The organism is Streptomyces radicis (genome assembly GCF_003626575.1).
GTDB lineage: Bacteria > Actinomycetota > Actinomycetes > Streptomycetales > Streptomycetaceae > Streptomyces > Streptomyces radicis.
Genome location: NZ_RBDY01000025.1, coordinates 1 through 25,612, shown reverse-complemented (window position 1 = coordinate 25,612; position 25,612 = coordinate 1). Strand labels below are relative to the sequence as shown.

Annotated in this window: 24 protein-coding genes; 9 read left to right on the top strand and 15 right to left on the bottom strand. The window is 73.3% G+C overall.

From position 1 onward, the window contains the following. Window positions 1-94 precede the first annotated feature (94 nt). Window positions 95-580, top strand: coding sequence for an Ig-like domain-containing protein (locus D7318_RS24710; protein ID WP_120699406.1), 486 nt, complete (start codon window positions 95-97; stop codon window positions 578-580). 95 nt (window positions 581-675) lie between these two features. On the opposite strand, the gene D7318_RS24705 is transcribed toward D7318_RS24710, so the two are convergent. The 3 genes from D7318_RS24705 to D7318_RS24695 all read right to left on the bottom strand — a co-directional run bounded on the left by D7318_RS24705 (window position 676) and on the right by D7318_RS24695 (window position 2,018). Beyond that, window positions 676-1,011, bottom strand: a complete 336-nt coding sequence (locus D7318_RS24705; protein ID WP_120699405.1) for a DUF6256 family protein — start codon at window positions 1,009-1,011, stop codon at window positions 676-678. 7 nt (window positions 1,012-1,018) lie between these two features. Then, a complete protein-coding gene (locus D7318_RS32985) occupies window positions 1,019-1,279 on the bottom strand; it encodes a DUF6186 family protein (protein WP_183091590.1) in 261 nt (86 codons plus the stop codon). A gap of 301 nt (window positions 1,280-1,580) precedes the next feature. Then, window positions 1,581-2,018: an MmpS family transport accessory protein gene (locus D7318_RS24695; protein ID WP_183091589.1), complete on the bottom strand. Its 438-nt coding sequence runs from the start codon at window positions 2,016-2,018 to the stop codon at window positions 1,581-1,583. Window positions 2,019-2,194: 176 nt separating this feature from the next. Here D7318_RS24695 and D7318_RS24690 point away from each other — a divergent pair, with 176 nt between their 5' ends. Then, on the top strand, window positions 2,195-2,737 hold the full coding sequence (locus D7318_RS24690) for a GNAT family N-acetyltransferase (protein ID WP_120699403.1): 543 nt from the start codon (window positions 2,195-2,197) through the stop codon (window positions 2,735-2,737). Between the two features lie 25 nt (window positions 2,738-2,762). Here D7318_RS24690 and D7318_RS24685 read toward each other — a convergent pair whose 3' ends face one another. Then, on the bottom strand, window positions 2,763-3,221 hold the full coding sequence (locus tag D7318_RS24685; protein ID WP_120699402.1) for a DUF779 domain-containing protein: 459 nt from the start codon (window positions 3,219-3,221) through the stop codon (window positions 2,763-2,765). Beyond that, window positions 3,221-4,744, bottom strand: a complete 1,524-nt coding sequence (exaC, locus tag D7318_RS24680) for an acetaldehyde dehydrogenase ExaC (RefSeq protein ID WP_120699401.1) — start codon at window positions 4,742-4,744, stop codon at window positions 3,221-3,223. The genes D7318_RS24685 and exaC overlap by 1 nt, the downstream gene beginning before the upstream one ends. Window positions 4,745-4,968: 224 nt before the next feature. Here exaC and D7318_RS24675 point away from each other — a divergent pair, with 224 nt between their 5' ends. Both D7318_RS24675 and D7318_RS24670 read left to right on the top strand, forming a co-directional pair. Beyond that, the gene (locus D7318_RS24675) at window positions 4,969-6,234 is read left to right on the top strand and encodes a GAF domain-containing protein (protein ID WP_120699400.1); all 1,266 of its coding nucleotides are present in this window, start codon (window positions 4,969-4,971) and stop codon (window positions 6,232-6,234) included. Between the two features lie 654 nt (window positions 6,235-6,888). Further along, a complete protein-coding gene (locus D7318_RS24670) occupies window positions 6,889-7,704 on the top strand; it encodes a phosphotransferase family protein (protein WP_120699399.1) in 816 nt (271 codons plus the stop codon). A 5-nt stretch (window positions 7,705-7,709) separates the two neighbouring features. On the opposite strand, the gene D7318_RS32980 is transcribed toward D7318_RS24670, so the two are convergent. Further along, entirely contained in the window at window positions 7,710-7,865 is a 156-nt protein-coding gene (locus tag D7318_RS32980) for a hypothetical protein (RefSeq protein ID WP_183091588.1), read from the bottom strand. On the opposite strand from D7318_RS32980, the gene D7318_RS24665 reads away from it, so the two are divergent. Continuing rightward, the gene (locus tag D7318_RS24665) at window positions 7,864-8,421 is read left to right on the top strand and encodes a hypothetical protein (protein ID WP_120699398.1); all 558 of its coding nucleotides are present in this window, start codon (window positions 7,864-7,866) and stop codon (window positions 8,419-8,421) included. The genes D7318_RS32980 and D7318_RS24665 overlap by 2 nt on opposite strands. Before the next feature lie 620 nt (window positions 8,422-9,041). Here D7318_RS24665 and D7318_RS24655 read toward each other — a convergent pair. Both D7318_RS24655 and D7318_RS24650 read right to left on the bottom strand, forming a co-directional pair. After that, window positions 9,042-10,007, bottom strand: a complete 966-nt coding sequence (locus D7318_RS24655) for a pirin family protein (protein ID WP_120699396.1) — start codon at window positions 10,005-10,007, stop codon at window positions 9,042-9,044. Between the two features lie 14 nt (window positions 10,008-10,021). After that, on the bottom strand, window positions 10,022-11,449 hold the full coding sequence (locus tag D7318_RS24650; protein WP_183091587.1) for a transcriptional regulator: 1,428 nt from the start codon (window positions 11,447-11,449) through the stop codon (window positions 10,022-10,024). A gap of 243 nt (window positions 11,450-11,692) precedes the next feature. On the opposite strand from D7318_RS24650, the gene D7318_RS24645 reads away from it, so the two are divergent. From D7318_RS24645 to D7318_RS24635, 3 genes are all read left to right on the top strand, one after another. Next, window positions 11,693-12,286 carry a hypothetical protein gene (locus D7318_RS24645; RefSeq protein WP_230424042.1) on the top strand — a complete coding sequence of 198 codons (594 nt, stop codon included), beginning with the start codon at window positions 11,693-11,695 and terminating at the stop codon, window positions 12,284-12,286. Window positions 12,287-12,527: 241 nt separating this feature from the next. After that, on the top strand, window positions 12,528-13,610 hold the full coding sequence (locus D7318_RS24640; RefSeq protein ID WP_230424040.1) for a LacI family DNA-binding transcriptional regulator: 1,083 nt from the start codon (window positions 12,528-12,530) through the stop codon (window positions 13,608-13,610). A gap of 111 nt (window positions 13,611-13,721) precedes the next feature. Further along, window positions 13,722-15,341, top strand: a complete 1,620-nt coding sequence (locus D7318_RS24635) for a glycoside hydrolase family 13 protein (protein WP_230424039.1) — start codon at window positions 13,722-13,724, stop codon at window positions 15,339-15,341. Between the two features lie 36 nt (window positions 15,342-15,377). Here D7318_RS24635 and D7318_RS24630 read toward each other — a convergent pair whose 3' ends face one another. The 6 genes from D7318_RS24630 to D7318_RS24605 form a co-directional block, all read right to left on the bottom strand. Further along, window positions 15,378-15,749, bottom strand: a complete 372-nt coding sequence (locus D7318_RS24630) for a GntR family transcriptional regulator (protein WP_120699393.1) — start codon at window positions 15,747-15,749, stop codon at window positions 15,378-15,380. Further along, complete coding sequence (locus tag D7318_RS24625) at window positions 15,746-17,122, bottom strand: lysine N(6)-hydroxylase/L-ornithine N(5)-oxygenase family protein (RefSeq protein ID WP_120699392.1); 1,377 nt, start codon at window positions 17,120-17,122, stop codon at window positions 15,746-15,748. Before D7318_RS24625 ends, D7318_RS24630 begins: the two co-directional genes overlap by 4 nt. Next, the gene (locus D7318_RS24620; RefSeq protein ID WP_220729792.1) at window positions 17,119-18,645 is read right to left on the bottom strand and encodes a pyridoxal phosphate-dependent decarboxylase family protein; all 1,527 of its coding nucleotides are present in this window, start codon (window positions 18,643-18,645) and stop codon (window positions 17,119-17,121) included. Before D7318_RS24620 ends, D7318_RS24625 begins: the two co-directional genes overlap by 4 nt. A 102-nt stretch (window positions 18,646-18,747) precedes the next feature. Beyond that, window positions 18,748-19,833 carry a DNA polymerase Y family protein gene (locus tag D7318_RS24615; RefSeq protein ID WP_120699467.1) on the bottom strand — a complete coding sequence of 362 codons (1,086 nt, stop codon included), beginning with the start codon at window positions 19,831-19,833 and terminating at the stop codon, window positions 18,748-18,750. Beyond that, window positions 19,830-23,294, bottom strand: a complete 3,465-nt coding sequence (locus D7318_RS24610) for a DNA polymerase III subunit alpha (RefSeq protein ID WP_120699390.1) — start codon at window positions 23,292-23,294, stop codon at window positions 19,830-19,832. The genes D7318_RS24615 and D7318_RS24610 overlap by 4 nt, the downstream gene beginning before the upstream one ends. Window positions 23,295-23,449: 155 nt before the next feature. After that, complete coding sequence (locus tag D7318_RS24605) at window positions 23,450-23,992, bottom strand: AAA family ATPase (RefSeq protein WP_120699389.1); 543 nt, start codon at window positions 23,990-23,992, stop codon at window positions 23,450-23,452. A 22-nt stretch (window positions 23,993-24,014) separates the two neighbouring features. Between D7318_RS24605 and D7318_RS24600 the strand changes: the two genes are divergently transcribed. Further along, a complete protein-coding gene (locus D7318_RS24600) occupies window positions 24,015-24,701 on the top strand; it encodes an HAD family hydrolase (RefSeq protein ID WP_230424027.1) in 687 nt (228 codons plus the stop codon). A gap of 78 nt (window positions 24,702-24,779) precedes the next feature. On the opposite strand, the gene D7318_RS24595 is transcribed toward D7318_RS24600, so the two are convergent. Further along, window positions 24,780-25,385, bottom strand: coding sequence for a TetR/AcrR family transcriptional regulator (locus D7318_RS24595; RefSeq protein WP_120699388.1), 606 nt, complete (start codon window positions 25,383-25,385; stop codon window positions 24,780-24,782). Between the last annotated feature and the right edge of the window lie 227 nt (window positions 25,386-25,612).

Below are 25,612 nucleotides of genomic sequence, written 5' to 3'. Positions count from 1 at the left end.
GAATCTGCCGGGATTTCCATGGAACGCCGACTAGGGTCACGATCTTGTCCGGCGGGGTGCATCACTCCGCAATGGCTTGACAGGAGTCGTATCAGTGAGGCGTTGGAAAGAATTCACGTCGTGGAAGACGGCCGTCTTCGCGGCACTGGCCGCGGTGCTCGCCTTCGGGACCCCGGCATCAGCCCAGGTGCTTTCCACCACCACGGTCGAGGCGGTGCCCTCGTCGGTGGAGGTCGGGGAGCCGGTGGAGCTGACCGCGACGGTCACCTGCACCGAGGACCCCAGCGGTGGCCTTGGCGTCACCTTCTTCGACGGCGGTGACATCCTCGACACCGTGCCGGTCGGCACCGACGGGGTGGCGACGTACACGGCGACCTTCACCACCGAGGGCACGCACACCATCACGGCCGCCTACAACGGCAACACCGAGTGCGGCGCGTCGAACGACGAGACCACGGTCGTGGTGACCGACCCCCCGGCGCCGCCCGCGCCCCCCAAGCCCGAGTTCTGCCTCCTCATCTGCGGCAGCCTGATCCACTTCTCGGTCGGCGACATCTACAACAACGTCATCGTGCGCTGAGATCGGCTCCGCACGAGCCTCACCCCCGGAACCCCGCGCGGGATCCGGGGGTGAGGTGTCTTCCGGGGCCTCTTCCGGGGCCTCTTCCGAGCCGTTCACCCGCGGCGGTGGGTGAGCCACATGAGGGCGAGGAGAAGGGGGAGGGCCACGCCCGTCAGCGAGGCGGTGCCGGTGACGGCGCCGAGGACGAACTCCATGTCGTGGTGGGCCACCGCCACGTAGTACGCGGCGACCACGACGAGCAGGAGCACATGGCCGCCGACGGCGGTGACGGCGACCTGGCGCAGCAGCTCGGGCCAGCCGCGGCGGTCGGAACGGCGGCGCGGGCCGCCGTTCGGATCGCGGAGCAGGGTGCGGACGCCGATCGCGAGATAGCCCATGACCAGCAGATACGCGGTCAGCATGACCACCAGGTCGAGCACGGGCGACATGCGGCGGCTACTCCCCCGCCGGGTCCCGCAGCAGGAAGTGCCAGCCGCGGATGAACGCGTGCCAGCCGAACCACAGCCACAGCGCGAACAGCACCCAGCGCCCCACCTGGTACCGGGACACGGCGTCGATGGCCTGGCTCAGCGTGGGCACCGAGTCGGTCGGGTGGAGCAGCCCGACGCCCTCCCAGGCGAAGATCGCGGCGAACAGCACCGCCCAGACCAGATAGCCGACGAGCGCGTGGTGCGGCGCTTGTTCCATGGCAGCCATGAGGGCATCGTCCACCACGGGGCCGCCGACACGGCACAGGACAGGGCCGGGCGCCTTCGGTCGGTCAGGCCGGGGTGCGGGTCAGGCCGCTCGGGCCCGGCGCGCCGCCACCGCCAGTCCTCGCGGCTGGTGATCCGCGTGCCGTCGATCCGCGTGAACGGGTCCGGCAGCCGGGGCGTGGACGTCGACGGCGGCTCGGGCACCGGGCAGTCGGCGCCCTCGTCCTCGTCCTCGTCCTCGAGAACGACCTGGGTGGGGGTGGCGGCCCCCTGGGCGGCGGACAACCCTCCGGATCGGCCGCTCAGTCGCCGGGCGCCATGCGGGTACCGGGCGCCGAGCACATGGCCTGGAGGGCGTTGGTCTGCTCGCTGACGACGTCGCCGTGCACGGTCACCCGGCACGTCAGCTCCTCCTGGTCCGCCCCCGCCGAGCCCGTGTCGGCGTCCAGCACGCTCACCTGCGGGGTGGAGCCGGTCTGTTCGGCGAGGCCCGCGGCGAACTCGAGCCGCCAGGGCAGCTCCACGCCCTCCTCGATCCTGATGGTGCCGTCGGCCTCCGTGTAGGAGATGTCGCCCACGCCCGAGGGGGCGTCCACCTCGTAGACGATCGTCACGCCGCCCGCCCCGCCGCCGCCGAACGGGCTCGCGCCGTCGGAGGAGTCGTCGCCCGAGCAACCGGTCGCCGCCGCGGTCACGGCCGCGGCCAGCATCGCGACGGTCACGCACGTTCTCCGGGACATCGGGTCCCCTCCCCGTCTCCACCGGCCCGGCGCCGGAACGGCGCTCATCCTAGAGGCAGTTGGAGCCCGTCCTGCCCCGTGCGGGCATCGGGCGGCGAACGTCCCCGGAGCTCAGCCGGGTGCGGCGACGGCACATCGGTTTGCCGTCGGCCGGTCGGGCCGGATAGGAAGCTCCCATGCTGAGCGGTGGCAAGGTCGGGCTCAGGGCCCGGCACGACGACGACATCCCGATCCTGCGGGCCGAGCTCTACGACGACGTGGTCAACTCCTCGCGGGCCGAAGGGGGGCCATGGCGGCCGATCACGCCGGGGTCGAAGGATCCGCGGCTCGTGGTGGACGACAGGGAGCAGGGGCGCGTCCAGTTCTCCGTGGTGGAGCTGGAGGGCGGCACGCTGGTCGGCACCGCGACGCTGTGGGGCATCGACACCCACAACCGGTGCGCGCACATCGGCCTCGGACTGCTGCCGTCCTCCCGTGGCAAGGGCTATGGCACCGACGTGGTCGCGGTGCTGTGCCACTACGGCTTCGTGGTGCGCGGGCTGCGACGGCTCCAGATCGAGACGCTGGCGGACAACGCCGCGATGCTGCGCTCCGCCGAGCGCAACGGCTTCGTCCGCGAGGGCGTGCTGCGCTCATCGGCCTGGGTGATGGGCGAGTTCCTCGACGAGGTGCTGCTCGGGCTCCTGGCCGAGGAGTGGAAGCCGGACGCGAGGGCATAGGCCCCGTCGGGGCGGAACGACCTCATCAAGGGGCTGGCCGGTGCTGATCGGCACGACGCCCTGGGTCCGCGCCGTCGAGCCGCCGCAGCTCGTCGTCGTCGAGCAGCCGGGAGCGGATGAGGAACCGCACACCCTCGGGCGCCTCGAGCGAGAAGCCGCTGCCCCGGCCCGGCACGACGTCCACCGTGAGATGGGTGTGCCGCCACCGTTCGAACTGGGCGGCCGCCATCCAGAACTCCACGGGGCGCGGAACGCCGGGGATCTCCAGCGTCCCGACCAGCACGTCGGACGCGCCGGTCCTGAACTCCCCGACCGGGAAGCACATCGGCGCGCTGCCGTCGCAGCAGCCTCCCGACTGGTGGAACATCAACGCGCCGTGCGCCAGGCCGAGTCGGCGCAGCAGCTCGGCGGCGGCGGGCGTCACGGCCACCCGCGCGGGGGGCGGCCCGCCGTGCCCGCCCCCCGGCTCGTCCTTCGCGTCCATCAGAACAGGCCCAGGGCCTTCGGCGCGTAGCTGACCAGCAGGTTCTTGGTCTGCTGATAGTGGTCGAGCATCATCTTGTGGTTCTCCCTGCCGATGCCCGACTGCTTGTAGCCGCCGAATGCCGCGTGGGCGGGGTAGGCGTGGTAGCAGTTGGTCCACACGCGCCCGGCCTGGATGGCGCGCCCCGCGCGGTAGGCGGTGGCGCCGTCGCGGGTCCACACGCCCGCGCCGAGGCCGTAGAGGGTGTCGTTGGCGATCTTGACGGCGTCGTCGAAGCCGTCGAAGGACGTGACGGCGACGACAGGGCCGAAGATCTCCTCCTGGAAGACGCGCATCGCGTTGTGGCCCTCGAGAATGGTCGGAAGCACGTAGTACCCGTCGGCCAACTCGCCGTCGAGCCGGGCGCGTTCGCCGCCGATGAGGACCTTGGCGCCCTCCTGCCTGCCGATGTCGAGGTAGGAGAGGATCTTCTCGAGCTGGTCGTTGGACGCCTGGGCGCCGATCATCGTGTCGGTGTCGAGCGGGTGCCCCTGCGCGATCCGCCCGGTGCGCTCCACGGCCGCGTCGAGGAACTCCCGGTAGTGGCCGCTGCCGATGAGCGCGCGCGAGGGGCACGTGCAGACCTCGCCCTGGTTGAGGGCGAAGAGCGTGAAGCCCTCGAGCGCCTTGTCGTAGAAGTCGTCGTGCGCGGCGGAGATGTCGTCGAAGAACAGGTTGGGGCTCTTGCCGCCGAGTTCGAGGGTGACGGGGATGAGGTTCTCGCTCGCGTACTGCATGATCAGGCGGCCCGTGGTGGTCTCCCCCGTGAACGCGACCTTCGCCACCCTGGGGCTGCTGGCCAGCGGCTTGCCCGCCTCGACGCCGAAGCCGTTGACGATGTTGAGCACGCCGGGCGGGATGAGGTCGGCGACCAGGCTCAGCCAGTGGTGGATCGACGCGGGCGTCTGCTCGGCGGGCTTGAGGACGACGGCGTTGCCCGCGGCCAGGGCGGGGGCCAGCTTCCAGGTGGCCATCAGGATCGGGAAGTTCCAGGGGATGATCTGCCCGACGACGCCGAGCGGCTCGTGGAAGTGGTAGGCGACGGTGTCGTCGTCCAGCTCGGCCAGGCTGCCCTCCTGGGCGCGGATGGCCCCGGCGAAGTAGCGGAAGTGGTCGATCGCCAGCGGGATGTCGGCGGCCAGGGTCTCGCGGACCGGCTTGCCGTTGTCCCAGGTCTCCGCGACGGCCAGCTCGGTGAGGTGCTCCTCCATGCGGTCGGCGATCCGGTGGAGCAGCAGGGCGCGTTCGGCCGGTGGGGTGCGCCCCCAGGCGGGCGCCGCCGCGTGCGCCGCGTCGAGCGCCGCCTCGACGTCCTCGGCGGTGCCCCTGGCGACCTCCGTGAACGGCTTGCCCGTCACCGGGCTCGGATTCTCGAAGTACCGGCCGCGCGCCGGTGGTACGTAGGCGCCACCGATCCAGTGGTCATAACGCGCCCGGTACCCCATGAGGGCGCCCTCGGTTCCCGGGTTGGCGTAGCGGGTCATGGCCGTGCCCCTCTCGCTCGTTCCCGCGCTCGCCGCTGAGCGGGGATGGGCGCACCCTAGGGAGCCGAACGTTGCGGCGACGTTGCGGCGGAGGATCCCCCGTCGCCTCCCTCGCGCGACCCGCCGAGGGCCCCTACATTGGGAGCGGGGCGCGCGGCCTGCGGCGCCCCGCACCGGCTCGAACGGCTCGTACGGCTCGTACGGCTCGAACGCGGGGGTCAGCGATGACTGCCGACCACGTGGCGCTGCCGCCGGGAGCGGACCCGGCGGGGCTGCGGCGTGCGGTGGCGAGGGCGCACGAGGAGTTCCTGGTGACCGGCTGCTGGCCCTCGGGTCCGCCGCGCGGCGTGGTGCGCGACTCGTGGCAGCGTTCGCGGAGCCTGGGCGTCGACCCGGACGCGGCCACGCCGCCCGATCCCCTGCCCGAGGCCGAGCTGCGCGGCTACCGGCGCGAGCACCCGCTGGCCGCGGTGCTGCCCGTGATCCGCAGGCTGCTGGTGGAGACGGCGCGCGACGACGACCAGGTCGCGGCCGTGGGCGACGGCGCGGGTCGGCTGCTGTGGGTCGAGGGCTCCCCCTCGCTGCTGACGCGCGCGGAGCGGATCGGCTTCGCCGAGGGCGCCAACTGGGCGGAGCACGCCGCGGGCACCAACGCCCCAGGCACCGCGCTCGCGCTCGGCCAGCCGGTCCAGATCTACGCGAGCGAGCACTTCAGCCGACCCGTTCAGCCGTGGAGCTGCGCGGCCGCGCCGGTGCGCGACCCGGGCAGCGGCGCGGTGCTCGGCGTGCTCGACCTGACCGGCGGCGACCACATCGCCGCGCCCCACGCGCTCTCGCTGGTGCGGGCCACGGTCGCCGCGGTGGAGGCGGAGCTGCGGCTGCTGAGGGTGGGCGGCGGGTCGGCCCGTGCCGCGGTGGACGGGCCCGCGCGGCTCGAGGTCCTCGGGCGCGACCGGGCCGCGTTCGCCTGGGCCGGGGAGCGGGTCGAGCTGAGTCCCCGGCACTCGGAGATCGTGTACCTGCTCTCCCGGCGCCCGCGCGGGCTGACGGCCGAGGCGCTCGAGGCGCTGCTGCGGACGGGCGAGGCGGCGCCGGTGACCGTGCGCGCGGAGATGTCGCGGCTGCGGCGGCTGTTGGGGCCCTTGCTCGCGTCCCGGCCCTACCGGCTGACCGCGCCGGTCGCGGTGGACGCGGACGAGGTGCGGGAGTTGGTCGCCGGGGGCGCGCTACGCCACGCCATGAGCCGCTACCGCGGCCCGCTGCTGCCGCGCTCCGAGGCGCCGGGGGTGGTCGAGGCCCGGGTGGACCTCGAGTGCGCGCTGCGCGCGGTGCTCCGCGAACGGGGCGGCGCCGACCTGCTGGTGGAGTGGACGGCCAGGCCGGAGTACGCCGACGACGTGGAGATGCTTCAGGCCGCGCGCGACGCGCTGCCGCCGGGGTCGCCGCGTGCGCTGATGCTTGACGCGCGGCTGCGGCGGGCGTTGTGGTAGGGCGAGCGCGGCTACGGGCTGGACGTCCTCCCGTTCGCCGTCCGCCGGGTGCTGCTTTCATGGTGGGTGCGGGTCAGTGATGGCACCTACGGGGGAGGGGGCGTCGGGTGTGCGGCCGTCCCTGTCACCGGTCGATTTCGTTGTGGGCCGGGACCGTTCGCCAGCCGGGCGCGGCGGATACCGCTTTGCGGGTGGCCGACTTCTGGGCGGGTGGCCGGGGTGGCGCGCACCCTTCGGGCCTGCCCTGGCCGCCGCTCTCGTCGTTCACCGCGCGCACGTTGAGCTCGGGTAGCGCGCCGGTCCGGGGCGGGGGCGGGCTTCGTTCAGCGGACCCATGGGACTTTATGCCCCGCTTACGCGAGACCGGGTGCTCTTTTGAAACGGCGCACGTTCTGTTCAACACCAAGTGTGCCCCGCGTGAAAAGAGCACCCGCCCCGGCATAAGCCGCGGATAAGCACCGGCCCGCTACTTGCCTCATCGGGACGACGCTCGCTCAGGCGCCTTCTCCTGGCGGAAGATCTACGGGTCTGATCGGGAATGAATGTTCTCCTCGGGGAATGAGGCCGTCAGAAGCTGCGCGACGTCTCCTGACCGGTGACGGAAGATGAAGGGGGCGGGACTCAAAGCCGGTGTAACTGGCATGATCACTGCTCATGGATTCTGGTGGGTGGGGCACTCATGCGGTTGAGTTGGCTGCTGACCATGTGGTCAAGCGGTTCTCCAGTGGGGGTGGCGGGCGTGCTGGGCGTGAATGGCGTGCTCTGATGTTGTTGGCCGCGTATGCGCCCGGGCTGGCTCCTGTCCCTGGCACTGCGGATCTTTCGGCCGAGGAGCCGACAGTTGTGATGTCCCGTCTTGTCGGCGTTCCTCTGCGAGGATCTCCCCTGGCAGCGGAGCAGGTCAGAGCACTGGCTGACGCGGTGAACGAGCTGCATACCGCAGTGCCCGCCGACGTGCTTCGCCAAGTTCCTGTCCGGCCCGGGCAGCAGGGCGATCTCATCGTCCAGCTCAAGGAGTGGGCCGTGACGGTTCGTCCTCGGGTTCACGGCCCGGTGGGGCGGGCCATGGAAGATGGACTGCGGTGGCTGGCCCAGTCGGGGCTGAGTAGCGATGATGGTTCGCGGGTTCTGCCGGTCTTCGGCCCGGGAGATGGTAACCTCGCCAACTATCTCTGGGACGGCTCGCGGGTCCGAGTGGTTGACTTCGAGGACTCGGGCCGTAGTGACCGCGCTTTCGAACTCGCGGAGATCACGGAGCACGTGGGCAGCTGGGTGGAGCACCCGCTCGATGTCCCCGCGTTTCTGGCCTGCTTCGACTTGACCGCGGCCGAGGAAGCACGGCTGCGGGAGTGCCGGCGGCTTCTCGCCCTGGTCTGGCTGTTTCTCCTCGCCTTCGATCAAGAGAACGTCAGAAATCCACCGGGCACCGCGGAGCGGCAGGCTGATCGTCTGTGGCAATTGCTCGCCTGAGCTGCTCAGCGGCGCTCCCGGACCTTGTCATAGAACTCGTTCCTCAGATCCACGTGGCGCTGTGTGAGCGCGTTGCGCGGGAGCTGGGCCTCCTGGGCCAGGGCGACGATCGTCAGGGCTCCGTTGGAATGTTCGGGGGCCCCGGCCAGGATGCGCTCCATGGCGGCGCGGATGCGGCCTGTCGGCGTTGAGGCGAAGGCGGTCGCCAAGGGGATCGGGCAGGCGGCCGGCCCGCTTGTCCAGGGCGTCGGCGTGCTGACGGAGTTGTTCGGCGTGGTGGTCGGTCCGGGCGATGTTCGCGCAGGAGCTGACGCAGCGGTCCAGGCTGGGGCCGGAGATGCCAAGGCCGTCGTCCAGGTCCTCCCGCAGGTCGGTGATGGTGTCGATGGTGGCGCGGGCGGTCTCGACGTCGAGGAGCTTGTGGATGCCGTCACGGCCGCAGGCGGCATTTCCGCGCGAGACGGCGGTGCGGAGATGGCCGTACTGAATGGCCAGGGCCACCAGCCCTCCGGCCGACGGGCGATGTGCCAGGCCAGGGTCCGACGGAAGCGCTCGGTGCCGATAGCGCCGTGCGGGTCGGGCGGAATGACCTCGTGGGCCCGGCCCAGCGCAGTGGCCTCCTTGTGCGCCCACGCCACGAAGTCCTCCATGCGGTCCACCAGGGTGGCCACGCGCAGCGAACCGTTGCCCTTCTGCCTCTTGCCCTTGCCCCAGTAGTGGGCGCGGTGGTCCGGCAGCCCGGCGGCGCCAGGCCCGGGGCGTCAGCCACCGCACATCGCTCCGCTTGGCGTCCTTCGCCTTCCCCGCCGACACTCGGATCACCGTGCCGTCACGGCCGACGATCTCCTTCATCGCCACCGGGTTCTGCGGGCTGAGGTCCCGGCCCTCCGCCCAGGTGTAGAGCCGTGCCAGGGCGGTCAGTTCGCGGTCCCACTGCGCCCCGCTGACCGGGCTCACATTGTCCGGGGCGAAGCGTCGCCAGTCCTCGTAGTCATCCACGTCGTCAGCGACGGCTTGCGTCCACACGAGCCCACAGGAAGTTCAGGCACAGCAGCTCGTCCACCCGATAGTCAGGGGCGAGAAGGATCGGGTCCCCGGACGTGATGCCCACACGCCTCTCGGCCCCGGCCACGTCGTCCCAATCCTCCATGAGCAAGGGACGAACTCCGCCCAAACCTGGTCCCTCCGGTACCCAAACACACGCCAGCCACCCACCACCCTCCCTCCCGTAGGTGCCAGCCCTGACCCGCGCCCACCACGAAAGCAGCAGTCGGCGGACGGCGAGCGGGAGGACGTCCAGCCCGTAACCGCCCCGCAAAGCCAGCGCAGCGCCAACCTCAGCGAACCCGCCCACGCGCCTTCAACGTTGTCGCCGGGAGGGGCGGCGCGGCGAGGGGGGTGCCGTCGTAGCCGGTGACCGTGCCGAAGCGGGTGCCGCTCGCCCAGTCCTCGCGGGCGGCGGCGATCTCGTCGTGGGTGCGCCCGATGAAGTTCCACCACATCACCAGGCGTTCGTCGAACGGGACGCCGCCGAGCAGCATGAACGACGCGTCCGCCGTCGCGCGCACCGGCAACTCCCGGCGACCCGTGCCCAGATAGAGCAGCGAGCCGCGGGGCAGCGGCACGCCGTCCACCTCGGCCTCGCCGTCCATGGCGAGCGCGGCGTACTCGAACTCCTCCTCGACCGGCAGGCGCGCGTCCGTGCCCTCGACCACCGCGATGTCCGCGCCCATCAGCGGCGTGTACACCGTGCCGGGCGAGGTGGCGCCGTCGAGCGAGCCGAGGATCACCGTGGCGCGCAGCCCGCCGCCGCCCGCGATCCCGGGCAGCTCGGCGTGGAACTCGAACGACGGCGCGGTGTGCCGTTGTTCGTCGGGCAGCGCCACCCACAGCTGCGCGCCGTGCAGCAGCGGGGCGTGGGCGTGCGGGCGCGGGGACTCCTCGGAGTGGGAGATGGCGCGGCCCGAGGTCATCAGGCCGAGCTGGCGTGGCCTGATCGTGCGCAGCGAGCCGAGGCTGTCGCGGTGCAGCACCTCGCCCTCGTGCAGCCAGCTCACGGTCTGGAGGCCGATGTGCGGGTGCGGGGGCACCTGCATGCCCGGCTCGTCCGCGATGTCGTCGGGGCCGTAGTGGTCGACGAAGCACCAGGCGCCGACCATGCGGCGCCCCAGCGTCGGCAGCAGCCGCCGCACGACGGTGCTCTCGCCCAGCGGAACCTCACGGCCACGCTGGAGCTCACGGACCGGTCCCGAGGGGGCCGCGGCGCACTCGGCGGCGGCGGGCCTGAGGTCGAGGTTGCTCATACCCCGATCCTGCCTCACTCCGCGGTCCACTCCTCCGACTCGTGGGGGAAGCTGTACACCGCGCCGTCGCCGCCCCCGCTGGTGCGGAACGCGCGGCCGTCGTCGTCGACGCGCAGGGTGCCGCGTTCGTCGCCGCTGCTCCACACCAGCTCGACGTACCACGAGCAGTCGCACGTCGAGGCGGACGCGGAGACGCGCAGGGCCAGCGGCTCGTCGTCGGTGACGGAGTAGGGCAGCCCGGGGTTGCGCAGGGTCTGCCCGCTGTCCCCGTCGAAGCCGTCGACGGGGCGGGCGATGGGGCGGTCCTCGTCCAGGTCCACCGCGAACGCGGCCGGGGTGAGGGCGCCGCCGCAGCCGAGCGACATGTCGAACGCGGGCCAGTCGAGCGGGGCGCTCCGCTCGGTGACGCGGACATGGAGGGACTCGACCACGACGGGGGCGTCGCCCGAGGGGCGGACGGTGGCCTCGACGATCGTGGAGCCGCCGTGCACCGCGCCGAGGCGCTCGGCCCAGGGCTCGGCGTCCTGCTGGATCGGCGGCGGCGGCACCTCGGCCGCGGGCCTGTCGACCAGGTAGCGGTGGCCGCAACCGCCCTCCCACACATGGGACCTGGCCGTCCAGGTGAGCGGGGCCTCGGGGGAACGCGGTGGCTCGTCGGGCGGCGGCGCCTCGGTGTCGCCGCCCGCCGTGCCCTCGGTCGGGGAGTCGTCAGGCGCGTCCTCGGGGCCCTCGTCGCCCTCCTCCGTGGGGGCGGCGTCCCCCTCGGGGCTCGCCTCGGGCGTGGGCCCCTCCTCCCGCGCGCCGTCGTCGGCGGGGGCGCCGCCCGAGGTGCCGCCGTCTGCGGCGGTGGCGCTGCCGTCACGGTGGGTGCCGTCGGACGTGGTGGCGTTCACCAGGGTGGCCACGAGCAGGGCGAGCACGGCGACCCCGGCGACCAGGAGCCACCAGGGGCCGCGGGCGGAACGCCACGAGGAGCGCTCGGGGGCGGTGACCGGGCCGCCGATGTCGAGGGCGGGGGCGTCGCCCGAGCCACCGCCGGACGGGGGCAACGCGTCGGGCTCGGCCGTCCGTTCGGGCTCGGGCAACGCGTCGGGCTCGGCCGACCGTTCGGGCTCGGGCTCGGCGGCGGCCACCGCCACAGGAGCAGCGGGCTCAACGGGCTCCGCCGCCCTGCCTCCCTGCCGGGCCGCCGGGCGCAGCGCCTCGGCGCGCACCCACAGCCGGTGCAGCTCCACCAGCTCGTCCGCCGTCGCCCCGCACAGCCGGGCCAGCCGCTCCACCGGGGCGTAGTCGGCCGGGACCACGGTGCCCGAGCAGTAGCGGTGCAGCGTCGAGGTGCTGGTGTGCAGCCGCCTGGCCAGCGTGCCGAAGCTGTGGCCCGAGCGGTCCTTGAGCTCGCGCAGCCGGGCGGCGAACTCCTCCGCGGCCTGCTTCCCCGTCATGTCTCTTCCATCCCCGTCCCCCCTTCCCTGGCCCTTCCCATGCCCTGCGCGTCCCGCGCGGCCGTTCCAGGAGGGGTTCATCGTCGCACGTCAGCGTAGCCGTGCGCGTTCCCGCGTCCCCGATCGGCACCCAAACGTTGCCCGGGGGACGGGCCCGCCCGCAGGCTGCCTGAGCAGACGCATCCGCACGAACGATCCTTGGGGGGATCAGTGAACCTCGCCGCATCCGGCCGCCGTTACGTGGTGGCCGGTTCCCTGACGGCCGTGTGCCTGCTGGCCGTCGCCTCAGCCCCGACCGCGCGGGCGGCCGCCGAGCCGGTCGGGGACGAGGCGTTCCTCGACGGGGGTGAGATGCCGCCCCACCCCGACGGCTGGTACGCGTACGGGCCTGTCGAGGGGCTGCCCGAGTACCCGGTGTTCTGCTTCGAGGACGAGCTGCCCGCCGAGGGGGCGAGCCACACGTCGTTCTGGACGGAGTTGGACACCAACGGCCTCCAGGTGATCGTGGAGACCGACGACGAGGACGAGGCGGCCGAGTTGGCCACCGCGCTCGAAGCGGCCGCGGCGGACTGCGCGGCCGACTGGCTGCGGGAGAACCCCGGTTCGACCGCGGCGTGGGACGACTACGGGTCGATCGTGGCCGCGGACGGCGGCCACATCTACGGCGTGCACACCGCGCCGCCCCAAGGGGGGCACGGCGTACGGCTGTTCGGCGTCGGGCGGGACGGGACGCGCGTGACGCTCGTCGACTGGGGCCAGATGGGCGACCTGGAGGACGCTCCGATAGGCGATTTCTCGACAACCCTGGCCGCGGCGCTCGGGAAGCTGGGAGCCTGAGCCCGTCACCATCGTTCCGGCGCCTGCCTGTACGGGGGCGGGCAGGCGCCGGATCGGTCACTCGGAAGGCCTCCGGATGTACACGTTTACATCATCCGTTTCAGGGGTTTCACCTGCGATTATCGTCAACCTGACGGCGCTGCAAGGAAATTCGGCGGCAAGCCAAGATCTTTTCATGTAAACGATTGCATTACCTCAGGGATCGGCAGTACGTTCGGCACACTGCCGTGATCGGAGGGTTATGGCCGCCAGCATCATCGACGTCGCACGGCGCGCGGAGGTGTCCACCGCGACCGTCTCCCGCGCACTGCGTGGACTGCCGAACGTCTCGGAGGCCACCCGCGAGCGCGTGCTGCGCGCCGCGGAGGAGCTGAGCTACGCGATCTCCCCGCACGCCTCATCCCTGGCCTCCGGCAGGACCGGCACGGTGGGCGTCGTCCTGCCGTTCGTCAACCGGTGGTTCTACAGCCAGGTCGTCGCGGGCATCGACTCCGTGCTGCGCGCCAACGACCTGGATCTGCTGCTCTACAACCTCGGCGACGAGCGGGTCCACGAGCGTTTCTTCGCCAGGATGCCGTTACGCCGCCGCGTCGACGCGCTGATCGTGCTCAACCTCCCGCTGTCCGCGGCCGAGTGCGAGGCGCTGGTGTCGATGGAGGTGCCGATCGCCGTGCTGGGCACCCGCATTCCCGGCTGCTGGCACGTCTCCATCGACAACGCGGAGGGCACGAGCACGGCCATCCGCCACCTCATCAACCTGGGCCACCGCCGGATCGGTATGATCACCGGCGCACTTGGGGATCCCAGGGGCTTCACCACGCCCATAGTCCGCCAGCACGCCTACCGCACGGTGCTGGCGCAGGCGGGTATCCCGTACGACCCGGATCTCGAGGCCCCGGGGCACTTCGGCATCGAGGAGGGCGCGTCCGCGATGGCGCGGCTCCTGAGCCTGCCGGACCCGCCCACCGCGGTCTTCGCCGAGTCGGACCAGATGGCGTTCGGCGCGCTCCGGACGCTCAACCGCATGGGACTGCGGGCCCCCGACGACGTGTCCGTCGTCGGGTTCGACGACCACGAGACCGCGGAGCTGCTTGATCTCACCACTATTGCCCAACCAGTAGCTCACCAGGGGGAGTTGCTTGCCCGCCAGATTCTGGACGCGCTGTCCGGGGCGAGCGAGGAGCCGACCCGGGTGGTGGTGCCCACACGTCTGATCGTCCGCGGCACCACGGGCGCGGCACGGGCAGCGCGCCCCCGTAAAGATCACTCCTCACCCCGGCCGGGACCTGAACCGGACCAGCACAGCCGCACCAGTGCGCGGTGAGCCGCTCGATCCGCGCATTTTCCAGGGTCAACTCGCAAGAGGAATGGAAGATACGTGCCCCGCACTCGTATTGATGACAACACGGCCGCACCCTGGTGGCGCACTGCCGTCGTGTATCAGGTCTACATCCGCAGCTTCGCCGACGGCAACGGCGACGGCATCGGAGACATCGCCGGACTGCGCGCCAGGATGCCCTATCTGAGGGAGCTCGGCGTCGACGCGGTCTGGATCAATCCGTGGTATCCGTCGCCCATGGCGGACGGTGGCTACGACGTCTCCGACTACCGCGGCATCGACCCGTCGTTCGGCACCCTGGCCGAGGCCGAGGAGATGATCGCCGAGGCGCACGCCCTCGGGATCCGCGTCGTGCTCGACATCGTGCCGAACCACACATCGGACCAGCACCGTTGGTTCGCCGAAGCCCTCGCCTCGGCCCCCGGCTCGCCCGAGCGAGAGCGGTACGTCTTCAGGGACGGCAAGGGCCCCGACGGCTCGTCGCCGCCCAACGACTGGCGCAGCCGCTTCGGTGGGCGCGCCTGGACCCGGATCACCGAGCCGGACGGCACGCCGGGCCAGTGGTACCTGCACCTCTTCGCCGCCGAACAGCCCGACCTCAACTGGAACAGCCGTGAGGTGCGGGCGGAGTTCGAGTCGATCCTGCGGTTCTGGTTCGACCGCGGCGTCGACGGCTTCCGCGTCGACGTGGCGCACGGCCTCGTGAAGAAGCCGGGCCTGCCGGACATCGGCCTGCCCGACGACGCGCTGTTCGACGAGGAGCGGCGGCGGCCCGACCACCCGCACTGGGACGTCGAGAGCGTCCACGAGATCTACCAGACGTGGCGGAAGATCGCGGACTCGTACGCGGACGAGCGGGTGTTCGTCGCCGAGGCGCATGTGCACGAGGATCGGCTGCCGCTGTACGTGCGCCAGGACGAGCTGCACACCGCGTTCAACTTTCCCTTCCTCAAGGCCCCTTGGGAGGCGAAGGAGCTACGCGCGGTGATCGATCAGAGCATCTGCGCGCTCACACCCGTGGGAGCCCCTCCGACCTGGGTGCTCTCCAACCACGACGTGCCCCGGCACGTCACCAGGTACGGCCGCGACTGCACCCGCACGTTGGAGCACGACGTGCGGCCTGGGCCGAGCGACCGGGCGCTGGGCACGCGGCGGGCGCGGGCGGCGGCGCTGCTGACGATGGCGCTGCCGGGCAGCGCCTATGTCTACCAGGGCGAGGAGCTGGGCCTGTGGGAGGTCGAGGACCTGCCAGACGAGTCGTTGCAGGACCCCACCTGGCGGCGTTCGGGCCACACGGTGCGCGGCCGCGACGGCTGCCGGGTGCCGCTGCCGTGGTCGGGCATGGACGCGCCGTTCGGCTTCGGGCCCAAGGGCAGCGAGCCCTGGCTGCCGCAGCCCGCCGAGTGGGCGGGCGCGTCGGCGCAGGCGCAGTCGGGGACGCCGGGGTCGATGCTCGAGCTCTACCGGACGGCGCTGCGGCTGCGGCAGGAGCAGCCGGGGTTCCGGGGTGAGTCGCTGACGTGGCTCGACACCCCGGACGGCGTGCTGGGCTTCGAGCGTTCGCCGGTGCTGCGCTGCCTGGTGAACTTCTCGGCCGACCCGCTGCCGCTCCCGAGGAACTGGGGCGTGCTGCTGGCAAGCGACCGGATCCCGAACGGGACGCTGCCCGTCGACACCACGGTGTGGCTGTGGGGCGGTGGCGCCTCGCGGCGCTGAGGTCCCGCCCCGTCCCCCCGGGTCCCCCGGGTCCCGCTACGGAGCGGCGTAGGCGGCGCGGATCGCGTCCTCGACCGCGGCCTGCGCCGCGGCCCGGTCGAGGCCGAGCCGCCGCGCCCGCTCCGCGTACGCCAGGGCCGCCGCCGCTGCCTCCCGCGCGGCGGCGTCCCCCGCCGCGGCGACGAACGTGCCGTTGCGGCCCCGGGTCTCGACGACGCCGTCGGCCTCGAGGGCGCGATACGCCTTGGCCACGGTGTTCGCGGCCAGGCCGAGGTCGTCCGCGAGGCCGCGGACGGTGGGCAGTCGGTAGCCCACGGGCAGGCGCCCGGATCGCGCCTGGTCGGCGATCTGGGCGCGCAGTTGCTCGTAGGGGGCGGCGGTCGCCGCCGGATCGATGGTGACCTTCACTCCAGCGATTGTGCCGCAGGGGCTCCGAACGTCTGGAACGCGGTACGCCGCGGGACGCGGAAGACCTCGCGGCCCGCCACCCCGTTGAGGATCACGGCGCCTCGGTAGGCGCCGATGCCCAGGTCGGGGGCGGCGGCGCCATGGGTGTGCAGCTCGGCGTTCTGCACCCAGAGCCCGGCGCCGACCTCGGGGGCCGTGGCGATCCTGTGGTCCGCGTCCACGGAGTAACGCCCCTGGTCGTCCCAGGCGATGAGCTTCTCGACCGGGGCCACGCAGTCGGGACGGCGCGCGGCGTAGCCGGTGGCCGCGACGATCGCGCCCGTGGTCAGCGTGGCCGCGTCCCCGGTGTCGGCGTGCGCGGTGGTCAGCCTGATCCCGTCGCCGCCGGGCGCGGGCTCGGCGTCGACCACGGCGGTGGCGGGGAGCAGGGTGACCGGGGGCCGGTCGCCGTCGAGCATGTGGTCGTACAGCTCGCCGTGGATGAGGTCGATGGTCTCGCTGTCGATGCCCTTGTAGAGCTGCCACTGCGAGGCGACGAGCCGGTCGCGGACGTCGGGGGCGAGCCCGTTGAAGTACCGCATGTAGGCGGGGGTGGTGTACTCGAGGACCAGCTTGGAGTAGTCGAGCGGGGCGAAGCCCCACGAGCGGGTCAGCCAGGTGAGGGCCCAGCCCGCGGAGCGCTGGCGGCGCAGCAGGTCGAGGAAGACCTCGGCGCCCGACTGGCCCCCGCCGACCACGGTGATGTCCCGCACCCCGGCCGCGGCCAGGGCGTCGATCCGGTGCAGGAACGTTCCTGAGTGCAGGACGCGGTCGTCGAGCGCGCGCGACGCGGCGGCCAGCGGGGCGGGGAGCACGGGCTCGGTGCCGACGCCGAGGACGACGTTGCGCGCGCGTCGGACGCGGGTCGCGCCGCTGGCGGTGTCGCGCAGGGTCAGCTCCCACAGGTCGCCCGCGGCGTTCCAGTGGAGGGCGTCGACCGAGGTGCCGAAGTGGAGCCCGGGCAGCCGGGCGGCGGCCCACGCGCAGTAGTCGGCGTACTCGCGACGCGGGACGTGGAAGCGCTCGGCGACGTAGAAGGGGTACATCCGGTCGTGCTCGGCCAGGTAGTTGAGGAACGACCAGCGGCTCGTGGGTCTGACCAGGGTGACCAGGTCGGCGAGGAAGCCGACCTGGAGCTTGGCCCAGTCGAACATCAGCCCGGGGTGCCAGTCGTAGGCGGGGCGGCGGTCGTAGGCGGCGTAGGAGAGCCCCTCCACCTCGTCGGCGAGGGCGGAGAGGGAGAGGTTGAACGGGCCGATACCGATGGCGGCCAGGTCGAGGACGGCGTCGGCGCTCTCGTCGGCGCCCTCGTGTGCGTCATGGTCGGCGGTCATGAGGTCTCCTCGCTCATGCCCGCCCGCACGACCGCGGTGAGCAGCTCGTCGATGTCGGTCGTGGTGGCCTGGGGGTTGAGCAGGGTCAGCTTGAGCCGGACCGAGTCCGCGACGTCGGTGCGGCCGACGAGCGCGGTGCCCTCACGCAGCAGGCGGCGGCGCAGCGCGCCGTTGATCTCGTCGATCCCCGCGGGGTCCGCGGCGGCGTCGGCGGCCCGGTGCGGGAGGTAGCGGAACACGACGGTGGTGAGCACGGGATCGGTGGTCAGCTCGAGCCGTGGGTGGGCCTCGACGGTGCGGGCGGCGTGTCCGGCCAGGTCGTGGCACGCGTCGAGCATCGCGCCGATGCCCTCGCGCCCGAGCGCGAGGAAGGTGGCCGCCACCTTGAACGCGTCCGCCCTGCGCGTCGTCTGCAACGAGTGCCCGAGCAGCCCGTCGTAGCCCTCGGCGCCGTCGTCGTCGGGGTTGAGGTAGGCCACCCGCAGCCCGGTGGAGGCGACGAGGTCGCGGCGCTCGCGGACCAGCAGGGCGCTGGCGGCGGCGGGCTGCCAGGCGGTCTTGTGCAGGTCGATCGTGACCGAGTCGGCCGCGTCGAGGCCCGCGAGCAGCGGGCGCAGCCGGTCGGAGAACAGCGCGCCGCCCCCGTAGGCCGCGTCCACGTGCAGCCGCACCCCGTGCCGGGCGGCGACGACGGCGATCTCGGGCAGCGGGTCGATGGAGCCGTAGTCGGTGGTGCCCGCGGTGGCGACCACCGCGATGGGCAGCTCGCCCGCGGCCCTGTTGGCCAGGGAACGGGCCAACTCCGCCGGGATCATGCGGTGTTCGGCGTCGGCGGGCACGGTGCGGACGGCGTCCTCGCCCAGGCCGAGAACGGCGCAGGCGCGGGCGACGGAGAAGTGGGCCAGCTCGGAGCAGTACACCACCGGGGTGACGGTGAGCCCGGTCAGCCCGGCGCCCCTGACGTCGGCCCGGCCGCCGAGCGCGGTGTCGCGGGCGATCAGCAGGGCCTGGAGGTTGGACGCGGTGCCGCCAGGGGTCAGGACGCCGTCGGCCTCGGGCCCGTATCCGGCGAGGTCGGCGAGGGAGCGGATCACGCGGCGTTCTATCTCGACCGCGTAGGGGCCGCTGTCCCAGGTGTCGAGGGAGGGGTTGAAGACCGAGGCGAGGACATCGGCCGCGGCGGCCACGCTCAGCGCGGGGGGCTGGAGGTGGGCGGCGGCCCTGGGGTCGGCGAGGTCGACGGTGTGGGCGGCGAAGGAACGGGCGAGGGCGAGAACGGCGGAACGGCCGCCACCGGTACGGGGCAGCGGACCCTCGGGGAGCTGGGCGTCCACCAGGCGGGACAGCTCGGCGGGGGTGAGGGCGGGCAGCGGGCCGCTGCGGCGGCGCAGGGCGCTCGCGGCCTCCCTGGTCAGCTCGGTGACGAGGCGTCCGACATCGGCGAGACCCGCGGGGTCGGCGGCGAGCAGGTCGGGCTCCAGGAGGGTGGGGGGCGCGGGTACGGGTGGTGCATGACCGGGCATGCTCATGGGTTCTCTGGGTGTCCCTTGTCTCGGTCTCGACTTCGGCTGGTCGGGCGCGGCTGATGGACGGGTGACAATTTAGGTTAGGCATACCTAAGTTTGTCAACCGGGCCCATGCGCCCCGCCGTTCCCCTCGAGGCGCGCCGCGTAACCGACGGCCCCCGCGCCGAAGCGGCGGCGGGCGCGGTCGGCGGCGGCCTCGGCGCGGCGGCGGCGTTCGTCGGCCGGGTCGAGGGAGAGCTGGCGCGTGGCGTGCTCCGCCTCGGTCAGCTGCTCGGCACGCAGCGTCACCGATCTGACCCGGGCCCGCTGGAGGCCGAGCGCGTCGTGCAGCGCGTAGGCGGTCCCGGCCAACGCCGGGGTGTGCGCGGTCGGTTCGGGCAGGGTCCTGCTGCGGGTGGTGGCGGAGCGGTCGGCGTAGCGGACGGTGAGGGTCAGGGCGCGGGCGGTCAGGGCCTCGCCCCGCAGCCGGTACCCGAGGTCGTCGGCGAGGGTGAGCAGGGCGCGGCGCCGGGTGGCCGCGTCCAGCTCGTCATGGCCGAATCTCAGCTCCGCGGACGCCGAACGGGCCGGTGCGCCCGGGATGACCGGCGTGGGGTCGATGCCGTGCGCCAGGGCGTGCACGCGGCGCGCGGGGGCGGCGCCCAGGATGCGCTGGAGGGTGGCGGGCGGCGCGGCGGCGATCAGGGCGACGGTGGTCAGGCCGTAGGAGGACAGCGCGCGGGCCGTGGCCGCGCCGACGCCGTGCAGCGCGTTCGCGGGCCGGTCGCCGAGGAACGCGGCGACCGCGCCCTCCTCGTCCGGCACCTCGAACACCCCGCCCGCGGTGGGGCGTTCGGCCTCCGCGGCCTCAGCGGCCTCCGCGGCCATCCGCGCGAGCAGGGGGTTGGCGGCGACCCCGATGACGCAGTCCGCGCGGTGCAGGGCCAGCGCCCGCACCCGCACCAGCCGGGCGAGCCTGACGGCGTCGCGGCCGAAGTACCGCAGGGCGCCCCCGACATCGGCGAGCGCGGCGTCGGGCGGCAGGGCCTGGACGACGGGGGTGATGCCGTGCAGCAGCCGCAGCAGCTCGGGGTAGGCCTCGATGGCGCGGCGGTCGATGGCGTGGCGGTCGGTGACGTGGCGGTCGAGGAACCGCACGAAGAGCACCCGGCGGCCCGGCGCGTTCCCCCCGGGTGGCCCGTTCATCCCGCGCTCCCCGGGCTCGCGTGCCACAGCTTGCGGGGGGCCTTGGGCGAGTCGCCCGGTGGCCTGAGGTCGGCCCAGGGGTGCAGGGAGTAGCCGGTGGACAGCTCGATCCTGCGGTCCACCGGCTCCCCGCGGCGCTCGTCGCCCCCTTCGTCGCCGCCCCCTTCGCCACCGGCCTCTCCCGCCTCGTCGGCCTCCCCGCCCGCGAGGCGTTCCGCCACGGCGTCGAGGCCGCCGGCGCGGCGGAGCTCGGCCAGCTCGGCGAGGTCCCAGGCGGCGTGGCCGACCACGCTCAGGGTGCGGGGGCCGCGCCGCTGCACCGTGCCGCGCACCAGCAGCAGCCACGCGTGGAAGACGGTGTGGGCGCACGCGGCGTGACTGTCCTCGAAGAACGCCAGGTCGACCAGGCCCGTCGTGTCGTCCAGGGTGACGAAGATCACCCGCTTCCCCGAACGGATCGGCGGCGTCTGGGTCGCCACCTTGGCCCCGGCGACCAGCACGGTCTCGCCGTGCCCGGCCTCGCGCAGGCGACGGGCGGAGAGCGCGCCCAACTCCTCGAGGAACGCGTGGTGATCGGCCAGCAGATGGCGCGAGGTCTCCATGCCGAGCACCCCGAGCTCCGCGCCGAGCCGCTCGTCCGCGTCGAGGTCGGGCAGCCCCGCGGGGGGCGCGGCCTCCTCGCCGTCGAGGGGCAGGGGCGAGCCGCCGAGCGCCCCGGCGCCGCGCCGCTGCCGGTGCAGCTCGGCGATGCGCAGCAGCAGGTCGCGGCGGTTGGCCCCGAACGCGTCCAACGCGCCGACCCGCGCGAGCCGTTCGGCCACCGGGCGGGAGGGGGCGGCCCTGGTCATCAGGTCGTCGAGCGAGGCATAGGGCCGCCCCGCCGCGATCCGCGCCGCCTCGTCCTCGCCGATGCCCCGCACCTCGCCGAGGGCGAGCCGCAGCCCCAACCCGCCGGATTCAGACTCCAGTTCGATTCGATAGGTGGCGTCCGACCGGTTCACGTCGAGCGGCAGCACCGGCACCCCACGCCTCCTGGCGTCGGCGAGCAGCAGCCGCTTGGGGTACATGCCGGGATCGTGCGCGAGCAGCCCCGCGTAGAACGCGGCCGGGTGGTGCGCCTTGAGCCAGGCGGACTGGTAGGTCGGGACGGCGAAGGCGACGGCGTGCGCCTTGCAGAAGCCGAAGCTGCCGAACGCCTCCAGGATCTCCCAGGCGCGGGCGACCGCCTCGGGCGCGTAGCCGCGCGCGGCGCACTCCCTGGTGAACCACTCGCGCACCCGCGGCTGCCGTTCACCGTCCGAGAGCGCGCGCCGCGCCTCGTCGGCCAGCGCGCGGTCGCAGCCGGTCAGCCGGGACAGCACGCCGATGACCTGCTCGTGGAAGATCACCACGCCATGGGTCTCGCTCAGCACCTCCTCCAGGTCGGGATGGGGGTAGCGCGGCGCCCGTCTCCCCCGCCTGGCCTCGATGAAGGGGCGCACCATGTCGGCGCCGACGGGCCCCGGCCTGAACAGCGATATGTCGACGACGAGATCGTGGAAGGTCTCGGGCTGGAGCCTCCCGATGAGGTCGCGCTGGCCCGGCGACTCGATCTGGAAGCAGCCGAGCGTCTCGGCCGAGCGGATCAGGGCGAACGTCGCGGGGTCGTCGGGCGGCACCTGGGCGGGATCCTCCAGGTCGACGCGTTCCCCCGTGACCCGTTCGACCTCGTCGAGCGCGTGCGCCATGGCCGACTGCATCCGCACCCCCAGCACATCGAGCTTGAGCAGCCCGAGGTCCTCGACGTCCTCCTTGTCGAACTGCGCCATGGCGAACCCCTCGCCGCTCGTGGGCACCACGGGCGTGCGCGCGCGCAGCGTCGCGTCGGAGAGCAGGACGCCGCACGGGTGCATGGCGACCCCGCGCGGCAGCCCGTCCAACGCCTCGACCAGGTCCCACATCCGCGGCGGGTGGGCGTCGGGGTCGATGCCGCGCAGCTCGGGCAGCTCGGCGAGCGCGGCGCGCGCGTCCCTGGCCCTGATGTGCGGGAACGCCTTGGCCAGCCGCCCGACCTCGGCCGGGTCGAGGCCGAGCGCCAGGCCGACGTCGCGGACGGCGTGCCGCACCCGGTAGGTCTCGGGCATGGCGACGGTGGCCACGCGCTCCTCCCCGAACCGCTCGAAGATCGCCCGGTACGCCTCGATGCGGCGGGCGGACTCCACGTCGATGTCGATGTCGGGCAGCGCGCCGCGGCGCGGCGAGAGGAACCGCTCCATCAGCAGCCCGTGTTCCACGGGGTCGGCCTGGGCGATGCCGAGCAGGTGGTTCACCAGGGCGCCCGCGCCCGAGCCGCGCGCCGCCACCCGGATCCCCAGGCCGCGGATGTCCTCGACGACCTGGGCGACGGTGAGGAAGTACGAGGCGAAGCCGAGCCGCCGGACGATGTCGAGCTCCTCGTCCAGGCGGGCCCAGCGCTTCGCGTCCCTGTCATGGCCGCGCAGCACCATGCCCGCGGCGCAGCGGGAGCGCAGCACGCGGTCGGCGGTGCGGCCCGCCGCGCCGACCAGCCCGGGCTCGGGGAAGTACACGCCGCCGATGCCCAGGTCGCGGGCGGGGTCGACGCGGCAGGCCGCGGCGGTGCGCTCGGTGAGGTCGAGCAGGCGGTGGGCCGCGGACCGGCGATATCCGGCCGCCTCGGCGATGCGGTGGGCGGCCCGCGCCATGTCGTCGGGGCCCTTGAGCCAGCGCTCGCCGTTGTCCAGGCCGCGGCGCGGATCGAGGGGAACGAGGCGGCGCGCGGCGTCCAGCACGTCGGCGACCCGGCCCTGGCCCGGGTCGGCGTAGCGCACGGCGTTGGCGAGCACCGGGGTCACGCCCTGCTCGACGGCCAGGCCGAGGGCGCGGGCGGCGGTGCGCAGCGGGCCCGCGGCGTCGACCTCGACGCGCAGCGCGTCGCCGAAACGCTCCCGCCAGGGCGCGAGCAGCGCAGCGGCGAGGTCGGGGCGCCCGGCGGCCAGCGCGCGCCCCGGCTCGGACGCGGCGCCGAGCAGCACGACCAGGCCATCGCCCATGGCCTCGGACCAGGGCAGCACGGGGCGTTCGCCGCGCTCCCCCGCGGCGTGGGCCGCGGTGACCAGGTGGCACAGCCGCGCCCAGCCCGCCGCGCCGTCCGCGGCGAGGAAGACGGCGCGCGGCGCGGACTCGTCGGCGTGGGCGCCCCCGCGCACGGGCGTTCGCGGGCGGCGCGCGGGCTCGGGGGCGCGCTGGGGCGCCACGGCGAGATCGACCCCGTACACCGGGCGCACGCCCGCGCGCACGCACGCCTTGCTGAACCGCACCGCCCCGGCGAGGGTGTCGCGGTCGGTCAGCGCCATGGCCTCCATCCCCCGCTCACCGGCCCGCTCGGCCAGCCGCTCGGGGTGCGAGGCGCCGTATCGCATGGAGAACCCGGACGCCACATGCAGGTGTGCGAAGCCCGGCATCCGCACCTCCTGTCACACCCGGCCCCCCTGCCTCGTCGCTGTCCGCCTCCACCATAAACCAGCCATCGAACGTGTGTGCGAATCTGACGAACGAGCAGGTCACACCCGAGAGGCGGCCCCCGCGACCGGCCGAAAAGGAACGGTGGTTCCGGCGTTCACAGCCGCAGGCCGCCCCCCGCCACGGCGCCCCGCACGACGTCCGCCGACTCCCCCGGCGCCTGGCCCGTGGTGTCGATGGCGTGCCGCTCGTAGCGGCCCAGATCGGCGAACTGCGCGTGCATCAGCCGGATCGGCCCCGGATCGGTGAGGGGGTGCCCCGCCCTTGCGGTGCCCCGCGCGATGACCGTCTCCTCGTCGGGCCGCAGCACCGCGTAGTGCAGCCCCACCCCGGCCTCCCGCCCCGCCGCGCGGAAGGGGTCCACGAACCACGGGCCGACGACGCCGTCCACGATCACCCGGTAGCCACCGGCCGCGTATCCCGCCGCCGCCCGCGCGAGCACCCCGATCACGGTCTCGTTCTGCCGCCTGGCCTCCGGCAGGTACGGCGGAACGGCCCCGCGCCGGATGAACGCCCAGAAGTCATCGGTGTGCAGATGGACCCCGGGCCCCGGCCCGTCCTCCGCGAGCAGCCGCGCCACCGTGCTCTTGCCCGCGCCTGGCGGGCCTGTCACCACGATGACCTCTCCCGATGTCGCCATCGGGACAGGTTAGGCTGCCCGGGTGGCACCTCCCAGCGCATCCCGTGACAGCCGGGGCCCCCTCGGCCCCTTCGACCTGATCATCTTCGACTGCGACGGCGTGCTGGTGGACAGCGAGCCCCTCGCCCTGCGCGTCTGCGTGGACCTCGGCGCCGAGCTGGGCTGGCCGCTGACCGAGGAGGAGATCATCCACCGCTTCCTCGGCCGCTCCGAGCGCGCGGTCCGCGGGCAGATCGCCGAACGGCTCGGCGAAGAGGCCGCGAGCCGGTGGGGCGTGTCGTACCGCGAGCGCCTCGACGCCGCGATCGACACGGAGTTGACGGCGGTCGACGGCATCGTCGAGGCGCTGGACGCGATCACCGTCCCGCACTGCATCGCGTCGAGCGGCCTGCACGCCAAGATGCGGCGGACCCTGGGCCGCACGGGGCTCTACGAGCGGTTCGCGGGGCGCGTCTTCAGCGCGAGCGAGGTGGAGCGCGGCAAGCCCGAGCCCGACCTCTTCCTGCACGCCGCGTCCCGGATGGGCGCGGAGCCCGCGCGCTGCGCCGTGGTCGAGGACAGCCAGTACGGCGTCCGCGCGGCCCGCGCGGCCGGAATGCGCTCGTTCGGCTACGCGGGCGGCCTGACCCCTGCCGCGTGGCTCGAGGGCGAGAACACCGTGGTGTTCGACGACATGCGCAAGCTTCCTGGTCTGCTCAACGGCGGCTGAGGACGCCCCCTTCCGCCCGCCGTCGGCCGACCTGGCCCAGGCCGACGCCCGGCCCTCGACGACGATGTCGCGTGGCGCCTATGGCCGCCAGCTGTGCAGTGTCATGTCGACGATGTCCTGGAGCTCGTCGTGCCCGAGGCCGCCTGCGGCCTGGACGGCGATGCCGAACGCCACCGCCATGATGTACCGGGCGAGCCGGACCGGGTCGGCGTCGCGCGGGAGGTCGCCCTCGTCGACGGCGCGCCGGAAGCGCTCCTCGAGGCGCAGGCCCGCGTCGTTCCGCCAGGCGACGAGCACGTCGTGCGCGGGTCGGCCTCCGTCGCTCGCCGCCAGCGCGCCCTGCACCGTCATGCATCCGGAAGGGCGGCCGGAAAGGGTCGTGGTCCGAACCGCTCCGCGAAGGAGCGCCTCGATCACCCCTCGCGCGGTCGGCTCCGCCAGGGCGCGCGTCGCATAGGACGCCGGCCCTTCCTTGTAGCGCTCCAGGGCCTTGCGGAACAGCTGCTCCTTGTTGCCGAAGGCCGCGTACATGCTCGGCTTGGTGATCCCCATGGCACCGGTCAGGTCGGTGAGGCTCGCCCCCTCGTACCCCCGCTCCCAGAACACCCGCATGGCGCGCTCGAGCGCCTCGTCGATGTCGAATTCCCTGGGGCGGCCGATGACAGTGTTCCGGGAATCACCCATGCCGGGATTTTACTCCTCGGTACAGAATCCATACGAAGAACGCGCCCCCGTCGCCCCCTGACCGCCGCCCCGCGCCTCCTCGGAAACCGCCAGGGCAGGCCCTAGTACTACAGGGCTAGATCTTGATCATGGGGTGATGGGAGGCTGGGGCTGTGGCCACGACCCAACGCTGTGATCCAGATCGTTCGTCGGACGCCGTCGGCCCGGCCGATTTAGCTGTCTGGGAC

Excerpts from the sequence above, each read along its gene's own strand:
- D7318_RS24705 (WP_120699405.1), bottom strand. The coding sequence starts at position 1,011 with ATGTCGCCCGTGCTCGACCTGGTGGTCATGCTGACCGCGTATCTGCTG.
- D7318_RS32985 (WP_183091590.1), bottom strand. The coding sequence starts at position 1,279 with ATGGCTGCCATGGAACAAGCGCCGCACCACGCGCTCGTCGGCTATCTG.
- D7318_RS24695 (WP_183091589.1), bottom strand. The coding sequence starts at position 2,018 with ATGTCCCGGAGAACGTGCGTGACCGTCGCGATGCTGGCCGCGGCCGTG.
- D7318_RS24690 (WP_120699403.1), top strand. The coding sequence starts at position 2,195 with ATGCTGAGCGGTGGCAAGGTCGGGCTCAGGGCCCGGCACGACGACGAC.
- D7318_RS24685 (WP_120699402.1), bottom strand. The coding sequence starts at position 3,221 with ATGGACGCGAAGGACGAGCCGGGGGGCGGGCACGGCGGGCCGCCCCCC.
- exaC (WP_120699401.1), bottom strand. The coding sequence starts at position 4,744 with ATGACCCGCTACGCCAACCCGGGAACCGAGGGCGCCCTCATGGGGTAC.
- D7318_RS24675 (WP_120699400.1), top strand. The coding sequence starts at position 4,969 with ATGACTGCCGACCACGTGGCGCTGCCGCCGGGAGCGGACCCGGCGGGG.
- D7318_RS24670 (WP_120699399.1), top strand. The coding sequence starts at position 6,889 with ATGGATTCTGGTGGGTGGGGCACTCATGCGGTTGAGTTGGCTGCTGAC.
- D7318_RS24665 (WP_120699398.1), top strand. The coding sequence starts at position 7,864 with ATGGCGGCGCGGATGCGGCCTGTCGGCGTTGAGGCGAAGGCGGTCGCC.
- D7318_RS32980 (WP_183091588.1), bottom strand. The coding sequence starts at position 7,865 with ATGGAGCGCATCCTGGCCGGGGCCCCCGAACATTCCAACGGAGCCCTG.
- D7318_RS24655 (WP_120699396.1), bottom strand. The coding sequence starts at position 10,007 with ATGAGCAACCTCGACCTCAGGCCCGCCGCCGCCGAGTGCGCCGCGGCC.
- D7318_RS24650 (WP_183091587.1), bottom strand. The coding sequence starts at position 11,449 with ATGACGGGGAAGCAGGCCGCGGAGGAGTTCGCCGCCCGGCTGCGCGAG.
- D7318_RS24640 (WP_230424040.1), top strand. The coding sequence starts at position 12,528 with ATGGCCGCCAGCATCATCGACGTCGCACGGCGCGCGGAGGTGTCCACC.
- D7318_RS24625 (WP_120699392.1), bottom strand. The coding sequence starts at position 17,122 with ATGACCGCCGACCATGACGCACACGAGGGCGCCGACGAGAGCGCCGAC.
- D7318_RS24620 (WP_220729792.1), bottom strand. The coding sequence starts at position 18,645 with ATGCCCGGTCATGCACCACCCGTACCCGCGCCCCCCACCCTCCTGGAG.
- D7318_RS24615 (WP_120699467.1), bottom strand. The coding sequence starts at position 19,833 with ATGAACGGGCCACCCGGGGGGAACGCGCCGGGCCGCCGGGTGCTCTTC.
- D7318_RS24610 (WP_120699390.1), bottom strand. The coding sequence starts at position 23,294 with ATGCCGGGCTTCGCACACCTGCATGTGGCGTCCGGGTTCTCCATGCGA.
- D7318_RS24605 (WP_120699389.1), bottom strand. The coding sequence starts at position 23,992 with ATGGCGACATCGGGAGAGGTCATCGTGGTGACAGGCCCGCCAGGCGCG.
- D7318_RS24595 (WP_120699388.1), bottom strand. The coding sequence starts at position 25,385 with ATGGGTGATTCCCGGAACACTGTCATCGGCCGCCCCAGGGAATTCGAC.